Here is a 20,721-nt window from a genome sequence, read left to right on the forward strand (position 1 = left end):
GCTTATGCCAGCCAATAACGATTGGGTTGATTTTCGTCGTGACGATGAGACCGGAATAGAAAGCGTCAACGCGCATTTTCGCGGACATGCTTACGATCCGCACGATCACAACGAACTGCTGGTGGGCGTGACGCAGCAAGGTTTACAACGCTTCAACTGCCACCGTTCGCTGCACACCAGCACACCGGGTCGGGCGATTTTGATCGAGCCGGGCGCGGTTCACGATGGACACGCGCCGGACGCCGAGGGTTTCACCTACGTGATGCTTTATCTGCCGCAGAGTTGGGTGGCGGAGATGATGCAGCGTCGCGGATTGGGCGATGTGTCGAATATCGAAGGCGCTTTTCGCCACACATTGACGGACGATGCGCTGTTAGCCAGCGCCATTCAGCAAGCCTGGTTTGCGGTGCATCAGGGCGAAGGGCGGTTGGCGCGCGATCAAAGTCTCGATCACTTGCTTACCATGCTATCGCGCCATCTGGATACCAAACCCAGCGTGCAGCACAGCGAAGCGATGCGTCAGATGCAGCTGCTGCGCGACTATCTGCACGATTTTATGGCGCAGGATATTGGACTGGATGAGCTTTCGCGCCTTTCCGGCATCGATCGTTTCCGCCTGACGCGCCAGTTCAAACAGGCGTTCGGTCAATCGCCGCATGCTTATCTGGTTCGTTTACGCTTACGCAGCGCACGCACCTTGCTGGCGCAGGGCATTGAACCGGTAAACGTTGCAGCGCAGGTAGGATTTGCCGATCAAAGCCATCTCGGCCGCTGGTTCCAGCGTGCCTATCGCATGACGCCCGCCGCTTATCAACGTCAGTGCACAAACGTTCTATACGCTTCCCCGTCCGCTCTTAGATGATGAGGTTTTCGTTGTCATTGGAGAGTTGTTGCAGATGTTTGATACCAAAATCGCCCTGATCGTACGTGATGATTTAGCCACCTGGCAGCGCCTGAATGTGGTGGCGTTTCTCGCCACTGGCGTAGCGTCCGCCGCGCCCGAGATGATGGGCGAACCCTATGTTGATGCCAAAGCGCGTCACTACGGCAACATGGCGGGCCAGCCGATGCTGGTGTTCGCCGGGGATTTAGCCGGTTTGCAGCGCGCGCATCGTCAGGGATTAGAGCGAGAGTTAACCATTATTCCTTATGTGGAAGCGATGTTCTCCACCGGCCACGACGCGGCGAACCGCGAAGTGTTTATGGCGGAGGATGCCGATAATTTGAATCTGGTCGGCATTGCGCTGCGCGGTCCAAAGAAAGCGGTGGATAAGGCGATCAAGGGATTGGCGTTGCACGGGTAGTGCGGGTTTTCCCTCACCCTAACCCTCTCCCGCATGCGGGAGAGGGAACCGAATGTGCAGTTTAGCGGCTAATCATCCCCTCTCCCTCTCGGAGAGGGCCAGGGTGAGGGCGGCGCTAGCAAACAAACCTATCCGCCGCGCTCAGCAACAAATCTTCCCGTCCTCGCAGCGCCAGCAGCTCCAGCCCAATCGGCAAACCCTCATTGCTAAATCCTGCTGGAATGCTGATCGCTGGCGCACCGGTCACCGCTGAAATCAGCGCGTTGCTGCCTTCCTGCATCTCACCGTGCTTAACCGGCGCACGACGCACTACTGGATAAGCCAGCAGATTGATCTGGTGCGCAGCGAAAAATTCAGCCAGCTGCTGATACAGATCGCGCTGACGCTGCTGTACCTGCTGATAACCTTCACTCGCTACGCCCGGATGCTGCGCCCGCGTGGTAAACACCGTTTCCAGCTGAGGATGGTAGCGCTTTGACGCCACCACTTCTGCCAGCGTGCGACTCTGTGCCTGCGGTTTATCTTCCAGATATGCCGCCAGCGCTCCGGCAAATTCGTAGCCGATGATATTGGCGTCAGCCGCCAACGTCTCCAGCTGCGGATAACTCACCTCACGCGGCGCGAAATCCGCCAGCGCCGCGCGCACCGTCTGATTAATCTCGGCTTCATCGGCAGCAAAACCTTCCTGCCAGATGCCGATGCGCAGCGGCTCATCGCTCTTCGCAAACTGTTGCCCGCTCAAAATCTCAGAGGCTAAACGCAGATCCGCCGCCGAACGCGCCAGCGGGCCGGGAATATCCTGAGTTGGCGACAGCGGCACAATACCGTTGGTGCTGATGGCGCCGCGCGTCATGCGCAGTCCGAACAGATTATTAAACGCCGCCGGAATGCGCACTGAACCGGCGGTATCGCTGCCGATCGCCAGCGGCACATAACCGGCCGAGACCGCTACGGCGGAACCGCTGCTCGATCCACCCGGCGAGCGGCCTTCAACCCACGCATTGTGGGTAAAACCGCTCAACGACGACGCGCCGGTAATGCCCGCCGCCAGCTCATGCATGGCGGTTTTGCCGATCAGAACCGCGCCTGCCTTTCTTAGTCGGGTCACCAGCGCCGCATCGTCGCTGGCGATAACCTCACGTAGCAGCACCGAACCGGCGCTGGTCGGCCAGCCTTGCACTTCGATATTGTCTTTGATCAGCACCGGAATCCCTTCCAAAGGTCCCGCCACTTCTCCGTGCTGACGACGCGCATCGCTGGCGTCCGCCGCTGCCAGGGCTTGTTCGGCAAACAGCCAGGTAATGGCGTTGTAGCGCGGTTGATCCACCTCGCCAATGCGCTGCAGCGCGTAGGTGGCTAACTGGCGAGCGCTCACCGTGCGCTGCGTCAGCGCCTGCTGTAAATCGTTAATCGACGCGGTGAGATAATCGGCGTATTGCATCAGGTTAAACCTCCAGCGGAATCCATTGCCCGTCGCGCGTGACGCGTCCGCACGAGCTGCCATTAAAGTGGGTGCTGAACCAGATTGCCTGATGTTGTGCGCACCAGTCCACCACGCGTTGCCGCGACGTTGCCGCCAGCGCTTTATCCTCGCAAAACAGTGAGTTCCAGTGCGGATACTGAAACTGGATGGCATTGTGCATCACGTCGCCGGCAAAGATGGCCGATTCACCGGCGCTTTCCAGCACGATTGAGGCATGATCGCCACTGTGACCCGGCGTGGAGAGATAGCGCAGCACGCCCGCAAACAGCGGGGAATCCTGCACGTTGATGGTCTCAAGCTGTCCGCTCTCCATCAGCGGCAGAATGCTATCGCGATAGAGTTCCTGCGCCGCTGGATTCTGCTGGCAATGCGCCAGTTCCCGCGCCGAGCAGATATAGCGTGCATTCGGGAACATCGGTTGCCATTCACCGTCTTGTTGATGCGTATTCCAGCCAACGTGGTCGGTATGAATATGTGTCATCAGCACCAGCGTCACTTCTGCCGGATCAACGCCCGCGCGCGCTAGATTTTCGGCATACGGCGTATTCAGCTGATGAAACAGCGGTTTGTTATCGCGATTGCGGCCGTTGCCGGTGGCGGTATCGATGATGATGGTGTTTTCGCCGGTGCGTATTACCCAGCTATGAATCGACATTTCAGCGGGTTGATTAGCTAATTCGTCACTCATTTCCCCGCGATGCGGCGTAAACAGCACGCCGATTGGGAAGATGGCGGTTTGTTCGCTCACTTTGGTAATCAGGCAATCGCCGACGCGAGTCATCATGAGGTGCTCCTTATTGCCTGGTTGCAGCGAAGAAGCCTCACTATACTGGCGGCACGATCATTATTTAAATCGATTAAAATTATGCAAAGCATCAACGAAAATGATTTTGCCCGCATCGACCTGAATTTACTGCCTGAGTGCCGCGCCCGTACCAATCAGCATGCCGGATTATGAAGTGTCGCTGCTGTGGCATAACGCGCGCAGAGAAGATGCCGCTGGCTGCGGGATGTGCTGCGCGGGTTGATAATGAATAAGCCGATTGGATAAGGTCGCCATGAATGGCGACCCTACGACAGGGCGGCGGGAATTCCGTAGGGTCGCCATTTATGAACTGAACCCCATAACCTGGACCGTTTAGTTAAAGCGCTGCGTAATGCTGAGTCCTGTACGCTACCGGACTCAGCCCACCCAGCCCCATTTTTATCCGCTTAGTATTCCAGAAGTGGATATAGTCTCCGATGTCCTTCTCCAGCTCCTCTACGTCACGGTATTTCTTCAGGTAAAACATTTCCGACTTCAGATGACCGAAGAAGTTTTCCATCACCGCGTTGTCCAGGCAGTTTCCTCTGCGCGACATGCTCTGTTTTATCCCGTTTTCCGCCAGGCGCCGCTGATACTCCGGCATCTGATACTGCCAGCCCTGATCGCTGTGAAGAAGCGGACGCTGCTCGCCCGTCAGATGCTGTAAGGCTCTGCTCAGCATACCGTTTATCATCGGCATCAGCGGCTTACGCGCCGTTTCCCAGCCCACGATTTCGCCGTTATACAGGTCCAGAACCGGGGACAGGTAGCATTTTTCACCCGCAACGCTGAACTCCGTTACGTCCGTTACCCACTTCTCGTTCGGTGCCTGTGCCCGGAAGTTGCGCTGCAGCACGTTGCCGGCTGTCCGCCCCTCGGGCCCGCGACAGGACCGGTATCTCTTCTTTCTTACCGGCGACTGCAGACCCAGCGCCGACATCAGCTTCAGCACGGTTTTCCCGCTCAGCGCCCAGCCGTGCTGCCTGAGCAGGCAGCCCATGCGCCGGTAGCCATAAACACTGCGATGCTCCTCTGACAGCCTGACGATAAGCGTCTTCACCTCTGCGTACTTATCCGCTGCCTGCTGGCGGGCAAGCTGATAAAAAAAAGTGCTTTTTGGCAGCCGCGATACGCTCAGCAGCACCGGCAGGCGATGCCGCGTGCGCAGCAGCGTCACGGCTGCGGCTTTTTCTCCCGCTCCCGGCGCTTTTTTTCCAGGATAATCTCCTGCATGACCTTCAGATAGTCGTTTTCGGCACGCAGGTATTCGAGCTCCTTAAGCAGCTCTTCCGGCGTCATTGACCCGACTGGTTTTGGTGATTTTTCTTTGCCTGACATTGGTGTTCTCCGCGTGCTGTTTTCGGGCGGGAAAGCATAGTGACCTTTAAGGCTGTACTGGCGGACCCAGGATTCAACCGTTTTGTGTGAGCTGATATTAAAACGCGCCGCAACCGCAGCGTATGACTCACCGGTATGAGCCAGAGCATAATGCGCCACCTGGACCCTGAAGTCAGAAGAATAACGCCGGTGCCCGCGGGGAAGCAAAGCCTGCTCACCGTGATGCTGATAGCGCGCAACCCAGCGGCGGAGGTTAGTAGGGGCAATGCTGAAGTGCTTAGCCGTTCCATCAATACCGGCATGGCCGCTAAGAAAATAGTGAATGGCCGAGAGTTTAAATTCGATGGGATATTTTGTTGTCATAGAGCTGCACCTTCAATGTCAGATTATGGTCCAACATTTGGGGTGCAGTTCATTTATGGCGACCGTTATGCAGACCTGCTCGCTTACCACGGCACCACGCGCCCTAAATAATCCAGATAATGGATCCCGCGCCGTCCGGCGTAACTTTCCATGGTATTCAGCAGATTCGGGATGCTCTCCTCTATGGTCAGGCGCGCTTCCGGGCCGCCCATATCGGTGCGCACCCAGCCGGGCGCCATCAGCAACAATGTGCGCTCGCCGCTACTGCGCGCGGCGAAGCTACGCATAAACATATTCAGCGCCGCTTTGCTGCCGCGATACACCTCGTAATTACCGTTGGTGTTGTTGGTCAAACTGCCCTGGCCGGAAGACATTACGGCGATGGTGCCGCTGGGCGTGACGCAATCCTTGAAGGTCTCGATCACCCGCAGCGGACTCAGCGCGTTGGTCACCATCACACGAGTAAACTCACTGGTTGAGACATCGGCGATGGTTTCGCGATCGTCATTTTTCACGCCCGCGTTAACAAACAGCATGTCGAATTGGCGATCTGCCAGTCGCGCATGTAGCGCCTTGACCTGTTCGGGTTCATTGATATCCACGCTTTCTACCGTAAGTTGTGCGGGGAAGCGATCGGCCAGTTGCTGTAAATTCCCTGTCGAATTTTCACGTCCGGTGGCGACCACCTGATTACCCCGCTGCAGCATGGTTTCCGCCAGTGCCAAACCCAATCCACGCGATGCGCCAATCAGTAAAATGTTCACGTTGTTCTCCTCGGTGTTTGCGATGGATAGAGTGTAGCGCCGGGTGAGGGCAGGCGGAACGCGCAGCATTGACAGTATTAACCTGCGCCAAACGCCTTGTCTCGATGCGTCGAATCGGCGAGGATAAACCGCATGAATGATGCCGATCTCAACCTGTTAATTGCTTTGGATGCGCTGCTGATTGAAGGCAGCGTGATTGGCGCTGCGCGTCGCTTAGGCTTAAGCGAATCGGCGATGAGCCGCACGCTGGGACGCTTACGCGCCACCACCGGCGATGCGCTGTTAGTGCGCGCCGGGCGCCAAATGGTACTGACACCTTATGCCGAAGCGATCCGCGAGCGCACGCATCACACGGTAAGTGAAGCGCGTGCGGTGTTAAGCCCGACGGCGCAATCGCTGGATTTGCGTCAGCTGGATCGCTGCTTTACCCTGCGCACCAATGAAGGATTCATCGAAGCGTTTGGCAGCGCACTGATCGCTGCCGTGGCGGAACAAGCGCCGCACGCGTGGCTCAGTTTTGTGCCCAAGCCAGAGAAAAGCGCGCGCGATTTGCGCGAAGGCAACATCGATTTGGAGATTGGCGTGCTGGGCAATATGGGCCCGGAGATTCGTTTGCAGGCGCTGTTTCGCGATGACTTTGTCGGCGTGGTGCGCGCCGGACATCCGCTCATGCAGCAGCTGGATATCGCACAGTTTGCCGCTTTTGGTCATATCGTGGCGTCACGGCGCGGTGAGCTGGGTGGGCCGGTTCATGATGCGCTGCGGCAGGCCGGATTAACGCGCAAGGTCGCGGCGCTGGTACCGGCATTTTCCAGCGCGGTGGCGCTGGCGCAGGATTCAGATCTTGTCGCCTTAGTGCCGCGTTCGCTGTTTCTGCACCATCCGCTGATCAAAAACAGCACCACCTTAGCGATGTTTGAATTGCCGTTCGCCACGCCGGAAATGACCGTGTCACAGCTGTGGCATCCGCGACTGGAAAACGACGCCGCGCACCGCTGGCTGCGTGGCATGGTAAAAGACGTTTGTCAGCCGCCGCGCACCGAACCGCGCCACACCACATCGGCCTGATACAGCAGACTGTCGTGCTGCTGTTCACCTTGCGGCGTGAAGCCGGTTTCCTCCTGCTCGGTTTGTATCAGCCACTTCACTGCATCCTGCGCGAACTGCTCAACCGGCTGGGAAAAGGTGGTGAGATTATAGGAAGACCAGCCAGCCTGCGCGATGTTGTCGTAGCCGATCAAACAGAGATCTTCCGGCACGCGCAGGGCAAAGCGGTGACGCGCTTCATCCATAAAGCCGCAGGCCACCAAATCGGTGACGCAAAACACGCCGTCTGGCCGCTGATGACGCGTCAGCAAGCGGTGCGCCAGAATCTGGCCGCTCTCATACGATGTGGTGCCAAAGCGTTCCACCGTCACGCGTAATCCCGCACGTTCCGCAGTCGCGACAAAGGTGTCTTCACGCTTTTTTAGGCTCGGCGTGCCCGCCAGCGAATTGGCAAACGCCAGATGCTGACAACCGGCGCGCTGAAACGCCATCACCGCCGTTTGTGCAGCGCTCTCTGCATCGAGATTAATGCTAAGCGAACCCGGCAGCGCTTCATCGCGGTTGATCAAAATGATGCGCTGGCCGTGCTTATAACACTGGCGAGTGATGGTGCGATCCGGCATGCCGGAGAGAATGATCGAGGCATCGGCGCGGAAATTGATTGCCTGCTGCAGTGCCGCTGAAACGCTGTTATCCGAGCGATCGGTGTTGATCAGCATCGCCACTTTGCCCGCTTCCTGCAAAAACTGCGTCAGCCAGCGCACCAGGCTGGCGCGATAGGGCGTGGCGATCTCCGAGACGATCAGGCAGACAATGCTGCTGCGATTGCTTACCAGACCGCGCGCCAGATGATTGACGTGATAACCCAACTCTTCCGCCGCTTTCATTACCCGTTCACGCGTTGCCGGTGACACGCTGGCGCCCGGCGTAAAGGCGCGCGACACCGCCGAGCGCGAAACGCCCGCGCGCTCGGCGACATCCTGCGCACTGACCACCGCTTTCTCATGCTGCATGCTCAACACCTCTTCACAATCTGGCTGCCACTGAGTCTGCCTCAGATTGCAAAGCTGTGCAAACCGCTTTAGATCTCATTTGTTGCATTTTTGTGACATCGCCTAACAATTGCGCAGTATGGTGTTTGACAGGACATTTCTTGTTCATTACTACTTTGCACACACGTGCAATAAAAGGTGCCAATGAAGCACCCACCCTACAATCCAGGAGAACACTATGCGAGTCACCTCAATGGCCATCGCGCTATCCCTCTGTTGCACTGCACTGCCGTTTGCCGCCTCTGCAGCGGGCAATCTGAATATGGTTTGCTCCGCCGATGTGGTGGTGTGCGAGCACATGACCAACATCTTCAGCAAGGCGCATCCGGATATCAAAGTCAGTATGGTGCGCCTCTCAGCGGGCGAAGCCTATGCACGTCTGCGCAGCGAAGCACGCAATCCGCGCACCGATATATGGTGGGCGGGCACCGGCGATCCGCATATGCAGGCGGCGGAAGAGGGGCTGACGCAGCCATACAAATCGCCGCTGCTCGATCAGCAACAGGATTGGGCGCAGAAGCAGGCGGAAAACTCCAATTACCGTACGGTGGGCATTTATGCTGGCGCGCTTGGTTGGGGTTATAACACCAAACTGCTGGAATCGAAAAAGCTGAAAGAGCCGAAATGCTGGGCCGATCTGCTGGACCCAAGCTTCAAAGGAGAAATTCAGATAGCCAACCCGAATTCGTCGGGTACCGCCTACAACACGCTGGCGACGCTGGTGCAGATCATGGGTGAGGATGAGGCCTTTGATTACCTGAAAAAGCTTAATGCCAATATTTCGCAGTACACCAAATCGGGCTCGGCGCCGGTGAAATCCGCAGCGCGCGGTGAAACCACCGTCGGCATCGTGTTTATGCATGATGCGGTGGCGATGGAAGTGGACGGTTTCCCGATCAAGACCGTCGCGCCGTGCGAAGGCACCGGCTATGAGATTGGCTCGATGTCGATTGTCAAAGGGGCGCGCAACCTCGCTAACGCTAAAGTCTGGTACGACTGGGCGCTAAGCGCTGAAGCGCAATCACATATGAAAGAGGCCAAATCTTTCCAGCTGCCGTCGAACCGTAACGCGGAGATTTCTGAGTACGCGCCGCGCTTTGAGAACATCAAACTGATCGATTACGACTTCAAAACTTACGGCGATTCGGCCAAACGTAAAGCGTTGCTGGGACGTTGGGACAAAGAGATCGGTGCCAGCGCGCAGTGAGATCGGTGTGGTTTGTGGGAAGGTCGCCATAAATGGCGACCCTACAAAACCCAATGAATTCCGTAGGGTCGCCATTTATGGCGACCTGGTTAAGCACCGCACAAAAACCCGAATTCGAGGTATGTGATGAATGCAAATAATCGCCGTCTGGCAGGCGCGCTGATCATCGGCGCAGTGGCGTTACTGCTGCTGCCGTGGTTCAGCCTGGAAGCCGGTTTCTTCAGCAGCGGCTGGCTAACCAGCCTGTGGAGCGACAGCGCCAACGCGCCCGCGCTGTGGCAAGTGGGTGAACATCCGTGGCTGCTTATCGCCATCGCGCTGTTCGTGCTGTGTGCCGGTTGCGGCATCCTGCCGGGCGCGGCGCGCAGCCGTTTGCTGCTGCTGTTCAGCGCACTTGGCGTGCTGTTTCTGGTGATTGAAGGCCACGCCATTGGCTACAGCGGCTGGAGCTGGCTGTGGCTGGAAAATCGCTTCGGCGCGCTCGCATCGGGGCAACCGGCGATGGGCGCGGGTGCGCTGCTGTTGCTGACCACTTTCCTGCTGCTGTTCTCCTTTGCGCTGGCCGAACGCGGCGTAATGAAAGGTGATGCCTTTGTGGTGGCGTCGCTGGTGCTGCTCACCGCGCTGGTCAGCATCTTCGTACTCTATCCGGTCCTCAGCATGTTTGTGGTATCGGTGCAGGATGTGGACGGCAGCTTCAAACCGGATGGCTTGATCAGCAACATTCAGGACCCGTCGATCTGGAGCCTGTCCTGTTTGTCGGGTGGCACCTGCGGCACCGCGTGGCGCACCTTGTGGCTGGCGCTGATGACCGCCGCCGGCTCAACGCTGCTGGGTTTAGCGTTTGCCTTAGCCGCCACGCGCACGCCGCTGCCGTTTAAGAAAGCGCTGCGCATGTTGACGATTCTGCCGATCATCACGCCACCGTTTGTGATTGGTCTGGCGCTGATCCTGCTGTTTGGCCGCTCCGGCGTGGTGACGGAACATCTGGCGGCGCTGTTTGGCATCGAACCGGGCCGCTGGCTGTATGGCTTAACCGGCATCTGGATCGCGCAGGTTTTATCGTTCACGCCGATTGCGTTTCTGGTGCTGATTGGCGTGGTGGAAGGCGTTAGCCCGTCGCTGGAGGAGGCGTCACAAACGCTGCGCGCCAATCGCTGGCGCACCTTCACGCGCGTCTCGCTGCCGTTGATGGCACCGGGTTTAGCCAATGCTTTTCTGATTAGTTTTATCGAAAGCATGGCCGATTTCGGTAACCCGATGGTGCTGGGCGGTAGCCACGGCGTGCTCTCCACTGAGATCTTCTTCTCGGTGGTCGGCGCGCAAAACGATCCGAGCCGCGCAGCGGTGCTGGCGATGATTCTGCTGTGCTTCACGCTGACGGCCTTTGTGCTGCAGCGCTGGTGGCTCGGCGGCAAAAACTTCGCCACCGTCACCGGCAAAGGCGACGGCGGCAAACATGTGCAGCTGCCACGCGTGCTGCGCTTTGGCGTGTACGGCATGGTGATTCCGTGGGGCCTGTTCACGCTGGTGATCTACGGCATGATTGTGGTCGGCGGCTTTGTACAGTCGTGGGGATTGAATGATGCGCTGACCATCGAACATTACGTGCGCGCCTTTGGCGTGAGTTTCAGCGACGGGCATCTGCTGTGGAGCGGCGTGGCGTGGAACTCGTTCTGGACCACGCTGGAGATCGCGCTGATTGCCGCACCGCTCACCGCAATAGTTGGGCTGCTCACCGCCTGGCTGATTGTGCGACAGAAGTTTGCCGGTCGTCAGACCTTCGAGTTCCTGCTGATGCTGAGCTTCGCCATTCCCGGAACGGTGATCGGCGTAAGTTATGTAATGGCGTATAACCTGCCGCCGCTGGAGATCACCGGCACCGCGATGATCCTCGTGGCCTGCTTTGTGTTCCGCAACATGCCGGTTGGCGTGCGCGGCGGGATCGCGGCGATGAGTCAGCTGGATAAAAGTCTGGATGAAGCGTCACTGACGCTCGGGGCTAACAGCTTCCGCACGCTGCGCAAAGTGGTGCTGCCGCTGCTGAAACCGGCGATCAGCGCCGCGCTGGTCTACGCCTTCGTACGCGCCATCACCTCGATCAGTGCGGTGATCTTCCTCGTGAGCGCGCAGTACAACATGGCAACCTCTTACATCGTCGGGCTGGTGGAAAACGGCGAATACGGTGTGGCGATTGCTTACTCAACCGTCTTGATTGTGGTGATGCTGCTGATCATTGGCATGTTCCAGTGGCTGGTGGGCGAACGGCGTCTGCGCCGCGTGGCCCGTCCGGTCGACATGGCAATTCCGCCAGCTTCAACGTCCTTAACCCAGGAGAGAGCCGTATGACACGCGTAACCGCTGGATCTGTGGTGTTTGAACACGTCTCGAAACGCTTTGCCGGTTTTGATGCAATTCCCGATCTCTCGCTGACGGTGGAACCCGGCACGCTGGTGACGCTGCTAGGTCCATCCGGCTGCGGCAAAACCACCACGCTGCGGCTGCTGGCCGGGTTGGAGCATCCCACCGCTGGACGCATTTTGATTGGCGGCAAAGATGTCACCAACTTGCCCGCTAACGAGCGCGACGTGGCGATGGTGTTTCAGTCTTACGCGCTGTTCCCGCACATGAGCGCGCTCGACAACATCATGTATGGCTTGCAGTCGTCGGGCATGAATAAGCGTGAAGCGCAGGACCGCGCCCGTGAAGGGCTCAAGTTGGTTGGCCTCGAACATCAGGGCCAGCGCCTGCCTTCGGAGCTTTCCGGCGGGCAGCAACAGCGCATTGCGGTGGCACGCGCGCTGGTGCTGGAGCCGCAGGTGCTGCTACTGGATGAGCCGCTCTCGAATCTTGATGAGCGTTTGCGCCGCCGGGTGCGTACCGATATCCGCGACTTGCAACAGCGGCTCGGCTTCACGGCGGTATACGTCACGCACGATCAGGAAGAAGCGCTGGCGGTGTCCGATAAGATTATTGTCATGAAAGAGGGTGATATTGCCCAGCAGGGCGCGCCGGAAAGTCTCTATCACGCGCCGAACTCGGTGTTTATCGCCGACTTTATGGGCGAGGCGAATATTCTGCCGTGCGAAGTCGAGCAGCTTGATGGCAGTGAAGCGCTGGTGCGACTCGGCAGCCAGCGTTATCGCGTGCGCGGCAACGGTTTGAAAACCGGCGCGGCACAGCTGTCGGTGCGACCGCAGTTTATTACGCTGCGCGGAGAAGGCGCAGGCGCACTGCGCGGCGAAGTGACGCACAGCACGTGGCTTGGCGACCATATCGAATATGAAGTCGCTACCGAATTGGGTTCGCTGTTTATTGTCGATGCCGAGATGGAGCAGCAGCTGCCGCTGGCATCGAACGTCGCGATTGATTTTAAACCTCAGGGTTTGGCCCTGATTGCCGGTTAATTTAAGGATGGATGATGAGTGAATTAGACAATGACCCGCTGTTATCACGCCTGATTTTAGCGGAGAAGGTGGCACGCGCCGGTGGCGCGAAGGCGCTGGAGTATTTCCATCAGCGCGACACCTTAGTGGTGGAGACCAAATTCGATTTGCAGGATGTGGTATCTCGCGCTGACCGCGAAGTGGAACAGATGATCGACCAGCAAATTCGCGCACAGTTTGCCGACGACGGTTTTCTTGGCGAAGAGTACGGATTGCAGGACGGTTCATCGGGTTATACGTGGGTGGTCGATCCAATCGACGGTACCAGTCCATTCCTTAACGGCATGCCGAACTGGTGCGTGTCGGTCGCGGTGCTGCACGACGGCGTGCCGGTGATTGGCGTGATTTTCGCGCCCACTTATCAGGAATGTTACGTCGCCGCTCTCGGACAGGGTGCGACGCTCAACGGCAAGCGCTTGCAGGTGGATGCCAGTCGCACGCTGCAAAATCATGTCACCGGATTTGGTGCCAACAGCCACGTTAGCCCGGATGAAGTGGGGAAAATCCTCGCATCGCTGCTGGCGGCGGGCGGGAATTTTATTCGCATTGGATCGGGTGCCTTGATGCTGGCGTGGGTCGCAGCTGGGCGTGTGGTCGGTTATTACGAGCCGTATATGCATGCGTGGGATTGTCTGGCCGGTTATTGCCTGGTAAAAGAGGCGGGCGGCTGGTATCACCCGTTTAACACCGAAGGCGAACGTTTGCTGAAAGGCGCGCAGGTACTGGCGGTTGCGCCAGGTGCGGAAGCGGATTTGAAGCGGATTGCCGGGTTGTGAAATTGTTGCGGTCGCCATAAATGGCGACCTCCTATCAAACCAGAATAAATTCCCGATAACCCGACCAAATCACATAAATCGCGAAATAGACAAAAATCAACGCGGAAGCGAGATAGGAATACTTCAACAAACGCTGCCCCAGCAGCTTGCCGCCCATGCTGCCAACCATGCACATTACGCAGGTCCATACCACGCCCGCAATAAAGAAACCGCCGAGGAAGGATGACGTTGCCGCCGCGCTGCCGTGTCCCATGCGGGAAATCAAGGCACCGCCGACGCTGGCAAACCACAAAATCGCGGTCGGCGACGACATCGCCAGCATCACGCCACGACTGAACTCGCGCAGCAGCGATCGATATGGCTGTTGTTCGGTTTCCGGCAGTGCAGCCTGCTTCTGCAACGCTGCATACAGCATTTTTCCGGCAAACCACAGCAACATCACGCCGCCGCCAATCCATAAAACCCAGCGCACGGCGGTGAACTGCAACACAATCGCCATGCCCGCCAGCGCCAGCAGCGCATAGATTAAGTCACCAATGCAGGTGCCAATCCCCAACCAAAAACCGTGAAAATAGCCGCGTTGCATCGCCAGCGTGATCATGGCGATATTGGCGAGACCGATATCAAGGCACAAAGACAAACTCAGCAGAAAACCATTTGAAAACTGCAGCATAGCAACGTCAGCATCCCTGGCATGTTAAGAGGGCTTCATTAAAGCATGCCGGTAAAACCCAGTAATAATAAGAATTACGCATTTGAGGTCTTTCGGCTGTCAGGTTTGGAGGTAATCGTGCTCTAACGGTGGATAAATCCCCGATAATGTGAACACGATCACGCCCGTTCGGCGCGAATCAAAGCAATCCCACTATATTCGTAAAGCGGCCTGCATCATCGACCGCAAGCACAATAAAAAATCCAACGCGACTAACGCTTTCTATAAAGAACATTCCGATTATGGTGGGTACCACAATGAAAAATCACAATAAATCCGTGTCTGGCGGTTTGGCTTCACGTCTAAGCGTGGCATTATCGCTAGCTGTTTTCACATTAGCGGGAAGTGCAATGGCAACTGCAGCGGAACATCACAACCAAACGGCCTTAGTGGGCACATGGACCAGCATCCCGGATGCGCCGTTAGTGCAAAAACCAGGTCATCCCAGCGAAGGCTTGTACCGTTTGAAGGTCAATAGCGACGGCACGCTGACGCCGCTCGATTTCATCAAAATGAAAAGCCCATCGTGGATTGTGAAATCGCACGATGGTCGTTTTGCCTACACCACCAATGAAGAAAACGCCGGTGCGGTCACTGCACTGGCGATCGATCACAGCGGCAAGGTGCGGGTGATTAACGCGGTGGATAGCCACGGCCAGCAGCCAACGCATGCCACCATCAGCCCGGACGGTAAATTCCTGTTTGTCGCCAACTATTCGGTTGCCAAAGGCGGCGCCAGCGTGGCGGTGTTCCCGATACATCATGACGGTTCGCTCGGCGAGCAGGCGCAGAATTTCCCATTTGCCAGCGGCAGCGGTGCGGTAAAAGATCGTCAGGATAGCGGCCACGCGCACTCCACCACCTTTACGCATGATGGCAAATACCTTTACGCCGCAGATCTCGGCGGCGACAAACTGCACGCTTATGCCTATCACGCGGGCAAAACTCAGCCGCTGGCAGCCGATACTTCGCGCGATGTCTCCTTCCCAGCCGGTTCTGGCCCGCGCCACATGGTGTTTTCCCCGGATGGCAAACACGCGTATGTCATTACCGAAATGGCCGGTGAAGTGGTGGTGTTTGCGGTGAAGGACAATCGTCTGGAGCAGCAGGCTAAGGTCAAACTGAACACGGAAAACAGCAGCGCCGAGTATCGCAGCGGCGGCGGCATTATCCTTAGCCCGAACGGCAAGTTTGTGATTGCGGCTAATCGCGGATCGGATAACAGCTTAGTGGTGTTTAAAATTGAGCAGGATGGTTCACTGGGAACGCCGGTGCGCTACAGAGCGGATGGCATTGAACCGCGTGCTTTCGCCTTTGATGCCAGCGGTAAATACCTGTATGTGGCGAACGTGTTCACCAATAACATTACGATGTTCCATTTCGATGCTGAAAGCGGTGTGTTAAAAGCCGCAGGCGAAGTGGCGAAGATTGCCACGCCTACGGATATTAAGTTTTTTAATTGAGTGGTTAATTGAGGTCGCCATAAATGGCGCCCCTACAAATCGGTGATAATCATTCGTAGGGGCGCCATTTATGGCGACCTGCACCTTATTAGTGCTCAATGCTATTTAGCAGTGCGCACATTCCCATAGCAGCGCAATTAATCTCCCCATTACGCCAATCTGCGGCCTGTTAATTATTTGGCCCACTTCTTGCTTTATACAAAATAACGCCCCAACGATGTGGCAACCCTCTTGTTAACGCAGACAGCGCCGTCTGCCGATCGCTTTTATTCTCTCCGGCCTCCCGGAAACAATCCAATTTGACCATTCCCTTTCAAGAGGTTGCTATGGCTATTAGTCGTCGTTCATTTATCCAGGGTTCAGCAGTTTCGGCATTAGGTTTGGCGGCGGGCGTTGCGCCTAAGTTTTCTTTCGCCGCCGACAGCAAAGACGCGATTAAAATCGCCAGTATTCTCGACTTATCCGGCGGGCTCGATATCTACGGCAAGCCGATGTCGAACGCGATTAATTTGGCGGCAGAAGAGATCAACGCAGCGGGCGGTTTATTAGGTCGCCCGTTGCAGGTGATTAATTACGATGCGCAATCCAACATGCAGCTTTATGCGCAATATGCGCAGCAGGCGGCGCTGAAAGATAAAGTGGCGGTGGTGCACGGCGGCATTACCTCGGCTTCGCGCGAGGTTATTCGTCCGATGCTGGATCGTTTTCGTTCGCTCTATTTCTACCCGGCGCAATATGAAGGCGGCGTGTGCGATCGCAACTATTTCTCTTCCGGTTCTACTCCGGCGCAAACCGTGGAAAAACTGGTGCCTTATGCGGTGAAGAAGTGGGGCAAAAAAGTCTACGTGCTGGCGGCGGATTATAACTACGGGCAGATCGTCTCGGCGTGGGTGAAAAAGTCGGTGCACGATAACGGCGGCGAAGTGATGGCGGTTGAATTCTTCCCGCTGGATGTCACCGATTTTGGTGCGGCCATCTCCAAAATCCAGAGCGCCAAACCCGACATGGTGTGGTCAGCGCTGGTCGGTGGCGCGCACATCTCCTTCTATCGCCAGTGGCATGCGGCCGGTATGAGCGGCAAGATCCCGATTGCCTCCACGGTGTTTGGTGGCGGCAACGAACACATCATTCTGTCACCGGAAGAGAGCAACGGCATTCTGGTGGCCGCCAACTATATGCAGGAAATCCCCTCGCCGGAAAACAAAGCGTTCGTCGAACGATTCCATGCGCGTTACGGCGCGAATACGCCGTACATCAGCGACCTCGCGATGGGCGCTTATCAGGGCATGTTGATCTGGGCGGAAGGGGTGCGCAAAGCGGGCGATATCGATCGCATGAAAGTGATTGAGGCGCTGGAGTCCGGCGTCACGCTGACCTCGCCGAGCGGCAAGCTGAGCGTTGATCCGGCCACGCATCACTGTTCGCTGGATGTGCATATCGCTGAAGTGGAAAACCATCAGATGAAAATTCTGGAAACCTTCACCGATCAAGCGCCAGTGGATACCGCGATGGTGTGCGATCTGAAGAAAAATCCGCGCGATACCAAACAGTATCAAATTGAGCTGTAACAGGAGCCGCTATGGATCTGTTCATTATCTACGCCATTGAAGTGCTCAATGCCATCGCCGTGCTGGTGATCATGAGCGTTGGGCTGGCGGTGGTGTTCGGCATGATGAAAATCGTCAATATGGCGCACGGCGAATTCATGATGCTGGGCGGTTACAGCGCCATTCTGGCCACCAATCAGTGGGGCGTGCCGATCTGGATCTCCATGTTGGTGATCGCGCCGCTCACCGTGGGCGTGTTTGGCGCGGTGATTGAGCGCGTGATTATCCGCCATCTGTATGGGCGGATGATCGATACCATGCTGGCGACTTGGGGGCTGAGTCTGGCGTTGATCGGTGCCGCCACCATGCTGTTCGGCAACACCACGCTGGGCATCAGTTCGCCGCTGCCCAGCGTAAGCATCGGCCATTTCAGCACCAGCGGTTATTCGCTGTTCATGATTGTGTTTGCCGTCGGCTTGCTCGGCGCGCTGTGGCTGCTGCTGCGCTTTACCACCTTAGGTCTGTGCGCGCGCGCCACCATGCAGAATGCGCGCATGGCGGCAGCGCTCGGCAGTAATCCGGGCAAGATCTACAGCCTGACGTTTGGCCTCGGCGCGGCGCTGTCGGGTTTGGGCGGCGCGCTGTTAGCGCCGATTACCGGCGTGATCCCAACCATTGGCGTCAGTTTTATCGCCAAAGCCTTTATCACGGTGATTGGCGGTGGCAGCGCCATCATCGCCGGTACGCTCTCCGCCTCCACGCTGTTCGGCACCATCTCGCAGTTGGTGACCTACTTCTCCACGCCGGTATTTGGTGCGGTTGCGCTGTTGCTGAGCGCCATTGTGCTGCTGCGCTTGCTGCCGCAGGGCATCACCGGACGCTTCTTCAGGAGATCGCTGTAATGAAACTGTTCTCGGAAAAGATCCAGATTGTCGTCACTTCTCTGGCGATGGTGCTGGTAGCGCTGTGGCTGTCAGGCGCGATCGAGCTCTACACCTTGCTGTCACTGACGGTGTTTCTGGTGATGGGCTTGTTGTCGCTCAGCCTGGCATTTATCTGGGGTTACGGCGGCATCCTGTGCTTCGGTCAGGCGGCGTTTTTTGGTTTAGGCGCTTATACCTATGCGATTTGCGCCATCAACTGGGGCGATTCGACCTGGGCAGTGGTGATGGCGGTGCTGCTGCCAACGCTGTTCTCGCTGCTGCTCGGCTACGTGATTTTTTATGGCGGCGTCAGCGATGTCTATCTCGGCGCGATCACGTTGGCAGTGAGTCTGGTGCTGTTTAACTGGGTTAACTCCACCTCCGGCAGCGAATATCACATCGGCGAAGCGCTGCTGGGCGGCTTTAACGGTATTCCCTCAGTTCCGACGCTCAACCTGCCGTTCCAGCCGGATGCCTTTTTATCGCCCGAGGCGATCTTTATGGTCACCGCCGGATGTCTGGCACTTTGCTACGCCTTGCTGAAGTTCGTGCTGCTAAGCCGCTTTGGCAAAACCGTGGTGGCGATTCGTGAGAACGAGCAGCGCGCCGGATTGCTCGGCTACAACGTGCCGGCGCATAAGCTGGCGACCTTTGCCATCGGCGCAGCCATTGCCGGACTGGCGGGCTGCTTGTATGTCAACTGGGGCGCGTTTGTCAGTCCCGGCGTGTTCAGCATCAGCCAGTCGGCGCAGATCATCATCTGGGTGATTGTCGGTGGACGTGGCACGCTACTTGGGCCGGTGATCAGCTGCGTGCTGTTGCAGTGGATGGTGACGCGGCTGGGCGCGCAGCAAACCGTGGATGTCAATTTAGTGCTCGGCGTAATCCTGGCGGTGTTTGTGTTGCTGATTCCGGGCGGCATTTTACCGACGTTGCAGCGTCTGTGGCGGCGCAAGCGTCCCGCCGCCGCGCCCGCCAGCCGCGCGCAGGTCAGAGAGGTGAAACCATGACGACCAACGTGTTACTGGAAACCCGCAAAATGGGCGTCAGTTTTGGCGGCGTACATGCGGTGAAAGAGGTGGATTTCACCTTACGTGAAGGTGAATTGCGCTGCCTGATTGGCCCCAACGGCGCAGGCAAAAGCACCTTCTTCAAGATGTTGAGCGGCCAGGTGACGCCGACGCGCGGCGAGTGTCGCTATCGCGAACAGGTGATCTCCGGCAAACGACCTTGGGAGATCGCGCGTTTGGGAATTGGCATCAAAACCCAGGTGCCGAGTGTGTTCGAGGGGTTAAGCGTGCGGGAAAACTTGTGGCAGGCGGCAGCCAATAAGCTGGCGAAAGCGGCGCTGCCAGCGGCGATTGAACAGGTGCTGGGGGATATCGGTCTGGTTGATCTGCAACACGCGGTGCTCTCGGAACTGGCACATGGTCAGCGGCAGTGGGTAGAACTGGGGATGATCCTGATCTCCAAACCGCAGCTGGTGCTGCTGGATGAACCGGCGGCGGGCATGACGCATCAGGAAGTGCGTAAAACCGCGCAACTGATCAAGGCGATTAATCAGCAGAGCACGGTGGTGGTGGTGGAACACGACATGGAGTTCATCAGCATGATTGCGCAGCAGGTGACGGTATTTAACCAGGGAGCGGTGCTGGCGGAAGGCAGTTTCCGCGAGGTGACGCAAAATCCGTTGGTGAAAGAGGCGTATCTCGGCAATCTGGAGATTAAACATGCTTGAAATAAAAGAGATGGTTTCGGGCTACAACAAGATTCCGGTGCTGAACTTATCCGAGCTGTTTGTCGGCGCGAAGTCGTTCACCGGCGTGCTGGGCCGCAACGGCATGGGCAAAACCACGCTGCTGCGCACCATTATGGGCGAACTGCCAGCCTGGCAAGGCCGCATTGCGCTGAACGGCATCGATATTACCGGTTATCAGGCGCATCAGCGTGCGGTGGCGGGCATCGGTTTTGTCCCGCAAGGACGACAGATTTTCCCGCAGCTGACGGTGGAGGAGAATCTGCGTATGGGCTGCGTGAAACACTTCTCCCGCGCCGGGCAGATTATCGAGCAGATGCTGGAATATTTTCCGCGCCTGAAGCGCCTGCTGGCGCAGCCGGGCGGTGCGCTATCGGGCGGTGAGCAGCAGTTGCTGGCATTGGCGCGTTGCCTGTGCGGCCAGCCGCAGCTGGTGCTGCTGGATGAGCCAACGGAAGGGATTCAACCGAATATCTGCGAGGAGATCATTGAGACGTTGCGGCGGCTGCGCCACGAGATGGATATTTCGATCATTCTGGTGGAGCAGGATATCGAGTTTCTCTATGCGCTGTCTGACCAGATTCATGTGATTGAAAAGGGGCAGATTGTGCAGCGGATCAATCCGAAAACCCAGTCGAGTGCCAGCGTGGCAGAGCAGTTTTTGGGGTTTCATGTTTGAGTTGTACTGCCATTGCCCTCTCTCGCAGGCGGGAGAGGGCACCGATGGAGCATGTG

General features: G+C 57.4%; 19 protein-coding genes. 13 read left to right on the forward strand and 6 right to left on the reverse strand.

The genetic code is table 11. The annotated features are described in order from the left end of the window. Positions 1-4: 4 nt before the first annotated feature. Both NQH49_RS20185 and NQH49_RS20190 read left to right on the forward strand, forming a co-directional pair. A complete protein-coding gene (locus tag NQH49_RS20185; RefSeq protein WP_256698545.1) occupies positions 5-862 on the forward strand; it encodes an AraC family transcriptional regulator in 858 nt (285 codons plus the stop codon). A 34-nt stretch (positions 863-896) separates the two neighbouring features. Then, positions 897-1,304 (forward strand): DUF2000 family protein, encoded by a 408-nt coding sequence (locus NQH49_RS20190; RefSeq protein WP_061719118.1) that lies wholly within the window; start codon positions 897-899, stop codon positions 1,302-1,304. 115 nt (positions 1,305-1,419) lie between these two features. Here the strand turns inward: NQH49_RS20190 and NQH49_RS20195 are convergent, their stop codons facing one another. The 4 genes from NQH49_RS20195 to NQH49_RS20210 form a co-directional block, all read right to left on the reverse strand. Further along, the gene (locus NQH49_RS20195) at positions 1,420-2,745 is read right to left on the reverse strand and encodes an amidase (RefSeq protein ID WP_256698546.1); all 1,326 of its coding nucleotides are present in this window, start codon (positions 2,743-2,745) and stop codon (positions 1,420-1,422) included. Positions 2,746-2,749: 4 nt separating this feature from the next. Beyond that, the gene (locus tag NQH49_RS20200; protein ID WP_256698547.1) at positions 2,750-3,571 is read right to left on the reverse strand and encodes an MBL fold metallo-hydrolase; all 822 of its coding nucleotides are present in this window, start codon (positions 3,569-3,571) and stop codon (positions 2,750-2,752) included. Between the two features lie 358 nt (positions 3,572-3,929). Beyond that, a protein-coding gene (locus tag NQH49_RS20205) for an IS3 family transposase (protein WP_256696421.1) occupies positions 3,930-5,293 on the reverse strand; the annotation gives its coding sequence in 2 pieces (ribosomal slippage) (positions 3,930-4,798 and positions 4,798-5,293; 1,365 coding nt in all). Positions 5,294-5,376: 83 nt separating this feature from the next. After that, positions 5,377-6,057 carry an SDR family NAD(P)-dependent oxidoreductase gene (locus NQH49_RS20210; protein WP_256698548.1) on the reverse strand — a complete coding sequence of 227 codons (681 nt, stop codon included), beginning with the start codon at positions 6,055-6,057 and terminating at the stop codon, positions 5,377-5,379. 132 nt (positions 6,058-6,189) lie between these two features. On the opposite strand from NQH49_RS20210, the gene NQH49_RS20215 reads away from it, so the two are divergent. Next, entirely contained in the window at positions 6,190-7,125 is a 936-nt protein-coding gene (locus NQH49_RS20215; RefSeq protein WP_256698549.1) for a LysR family transcriptional regulator, read from the forward strand. Here the strand turns inward: NQH49_RS20215 and NQH49_RS20220 are convergent. Next, entirely contained in the window at positions 7,083-8,117 is a 1,035-nt protein-coding gene (locus NQH49_RS20220; RefSeq protein WP_256698550.1) for a LacI family DNA-binding transcriptional regulator, read from the reverse strand. The genes NQH49_RS20215 and NQH49_RS20220 overlap by 43 nt on opposite strands. Positions 8,118-8,334: 217 nt before the next feature. Between NQH49_RS20220 and NQH49_RS20225 the strand changes: the two genes are divergently transcribed. The 4 genes from NQH49_RS20225 to NQH49_RS20240 all read left to right on the forward strand — a co-directional run bounded on the left by NQH49_RS20225 (position 8,335) and on the right by NQH49_RS20240 (position 13,585). Continuing rightward, the gene (locus NQH49_RS20225; RefSeq protein ID WP_256698551.1) at positions 8,335-9,363 is read left to right on the forward strand and encodes an ABC transporter substrate-binding protein; all 1,029 of its coding nucleotides are present in this window, start codon (positions 8,335-8,337) and stop codon (positions 9,361-9,363) included. Between the two features lie 126 nt (positions 9,364-9,489). Beyond that, positions 9,490-11,712, forward strand: a complete 2,223-nt coding sequence (locus tag NQH49_RS20230) for an ABC transporter permease (protein WP_256698552.1) — start codon at positions 9,490-9,492, stop codon at positions 11,710-11,712. Continuing rightward, on the forward strand, positions 11,709-12,770 hold the full coding sequence (locus NQH49_RS20235; protein WP_008109395.1) for an ABC transporter ATP-binding protein: 1,062 nt from the start codon (positions 11,709-11,711) through the stop codon (positions 12,768-12,770). The genes NQH49_RS20230 and NQH49_RS20235 overlap by 4 nt, the downstream gene beginning before the upstream one ends. 14 nt (positions 12,771-12,784) lie before the next feature. After that, on the forward strand, positions 12,785-13,585 hold the full coding sequence (locus tag NQH49_RS20240) for an inositol monophosphatase family protein (protein WP_256698553.1): 801 nt from the start codon (positions 12,785-12,787) through the stop codon (positions 13,583-13,585). Between the two features lie 34 nt (positions 13,586-13,619). Here NQH49_RS20240 and NQH49_RS20245 read toward each other — a convergent pair whose 3' ends face one another. Next, positions 13,620-14,258, reverse strand: coding sequence for a LysE family translocator (locus NQH49_RS20245; protein WP_256698554.1), 639 nt, complete (start codon positions 14,256-14,258; stop codon positions 13,620-13,622). A gap of 389 nt (positions 14,259-14,647) precedes the next feature. Between NQH49_RS20245 and NQH49_RS20250 the strand changes: the two genes are divergently transcribed. The 6 genes from NQH49_RS20250 to NQH49_RS20275 all read left to right on the forward strand — a co-directional run bounded on the left by NQH49_RS20250 (position 14,648) and on the right by NQH49_RS20275 (position 20,665). Continuing rightward, entirely contained in the window at positions 14,648-15,760 is a 1,113-nt protein-coding gene (locus tag NQH49_RS20250; protein WP_256698555.1) for a lactonase family protein, read from the forward strand. Positions 15,761-16,086: 326 nt separating this feature from the next. Next, positions 16,087-17,328 carry an urea ABC transporter substrate-binding protein gene (locus NQH49_RS20255; protein WP_256698556.1) on the forward strand — a complete coding sequence of 414 codons (1,242 nt, stop codon included), beginning with the start codon at positions 16,087-16,089 and terminating at the stop codon, positions 17,326-17,328. Between the two features lie 11 nt (positions 17,329-17,339). After that, positions 17,340-18,209, forward strand: coding sequence for a branched-chain amino acid ABC transporter permease (locus tag NQH49_RS20260; protein WP_256698557.1), 870 nt, complete (start codon positions 17,340-17,342; stop codon positions 18,207-18,209). Beyond that, positions 18,209-19,240 (forward strand): branched-chain amino acid ABC transporter permease, encoded by a 1,032-nt coding sequence (locus NQH49_RS20265; protein WP_256698558.1) that lies wholly within the window; start codon positions 18,209-18,211, stop codon positions 19,238-19,240. Before NQH49_RS20260 ends, NQH49_RS20265 begins: the two co-directional genes overlap by 1 nt. Continuing rightward, on the forward strand, positions 19,237-19,968 hold the full coding sequence (locus tag NQH49_RS20270; RefSeq protein WP_256698559.1) for an ATP-binding cassette domain-containing protein: 732 nt from the start codon (positions 19,237-19,239) through the stop codon (positions 19,966-19,968). The genes NQH49_RS20265 and NQH49_RS20270 overlap by 4 nt, the downstream gene beginning before the upstream one ends. After that, positions 19,961-20,665, forward strand: coding sequence for an ABC transporter ATP-binding protein (locus NQH49_RS20275; protein ID WP_256698560.1), 705 nt, complete (start codon positions 19,961-19,963; stop codon positions 20,663-20,665). The genes NQH49_RS20270 and NQH49_RS20275 overlap by 8 nt, the downstream gene beginning before the upstream one ends. Positions 20,666-20,721 lie beyond the last annotated feature (56 nt).

Origin of the sequence: Pantoea trifolii, assembly GCF_024506435.1 — a bacterium.
GTDB lineage: Bacteria > Pseudomonadota > Gammaproteobacteria > Enterobacterales > Enterobacteriaceae > Pantoea > Pantoea trifolii.

Coding starts and splice junctions, on each gene's coding strand:
- NQH49_RS20200 (WP_256698547.1), bottom strand. CDS start 3,571: ATGATGACTCGCGTCGGCGATTGCCTGATTACCAAAGTGAGCGAACAA.
- NQH49_RS20245 (WP_256698554.1), bottom strand. CDS start 14,258: ATGCTGCAGTTTTCAAATGGTTTTCTGCTGAGTTTGTCTTTGTGCCTT.
- NQH49_RS20185 (WP_256698545.1), top strand. CDS start 5: ATGCCAGCCAATAACGATTGGGTTGATTTTCGTCGTGACGATGAGACC.
- NQH49_RS20275 (WP_256698560.1), top strand. CDS start 19,961: ATGCTTGAAATAAAAGAGATGGTTTCGGGCTACAACAAGATTCCGGTG.
- NQH49_RS20255 (WP_256698556.1), top strand. CDS start 16,087: ATGGCTATTAGTCGTCGTTCATTTATCCAGGGTTCAGCAGTTTCGGCA.
- NQH49_RS20190 (WP_061719118.1), top strand. CDS start 897: ATGTTTGATACCAAAATCGCCCTGATCGTACGTGATGATTTAGCCACC.
- NQH49_RS20225 (WP_256698551.1), top strand. CDS start 8,335: ATGCGAGTCACCTCAATGGCCATCGCGCTATCCCTCTGTTGCACTGCA.
- NQH49_RS20270 (WP_256698559.1), top strand. CDS start 19,237: ATGACGACCAACGTGTTACTGGAAACCCGCAAAATGGGCGTCAGTTTT.
- NQH49_RS20195 (WP_256698546.1), bottom strand. CDS start 2,745: ATGCAATACGCCGATTATCTCACCGCGTCGATTAACGATTTACAGCAG.
- NQH49_RS20265 (WP_256698558.1), top strand. CDS start 18,209: ATGAAACTGTTCTCGGAAAAGATCCAGATTGTCGTCACTTCTCTGGCG.
- NQH49_RS20250 (WP_256698555.1), top strand. CDS start 14,648: ATGGCAACTGCAGCGGAACATCACAACCAAACGGCCTTAGTGGGCACA.
- NQH49_RS20260 (WP_256698557.1), top strand. CDS start 17,340: ATGGATCTGTTCATTATCTACGCCATTGAAGTGCTCAATGCCATCGCC.
- NQH49_RS20215 (WP_256698549.1), top strand. CDS start 6,190: ATGAATGATGCCGATCTCAACCTGTTAATTGCTTTGGATGCGCTGCTG.
- NQH49_RS20235 (WP_008109395.1), top strand. CDS start 11,709: ATGACACGCGTAACCGCTGGATCTGTGGTGTTTGAACACGTCTCGAAA.
- NQH49_RS20230 (WP_256698552.1), top strand. CDS start 9,490: ATGAATGCAAATAATCGCCGTCTGGCAGGCGCGCTGATCATCGGCGCA.
- NQH49_RS20240 (WP_256698553.1), top strand. CDS start 12,785: ATGAGTGAATTAGACAATGACCCGCTGTTATCACGCCTGATTTTAGCG.
- NQH49_RS20220 (WP_256698550.1), bottom strand. CDS start 8,117: ATGCAGCATGAGAAAGCGGTGGTCAGTGCGCAGGATGTCGCCGAGCGC.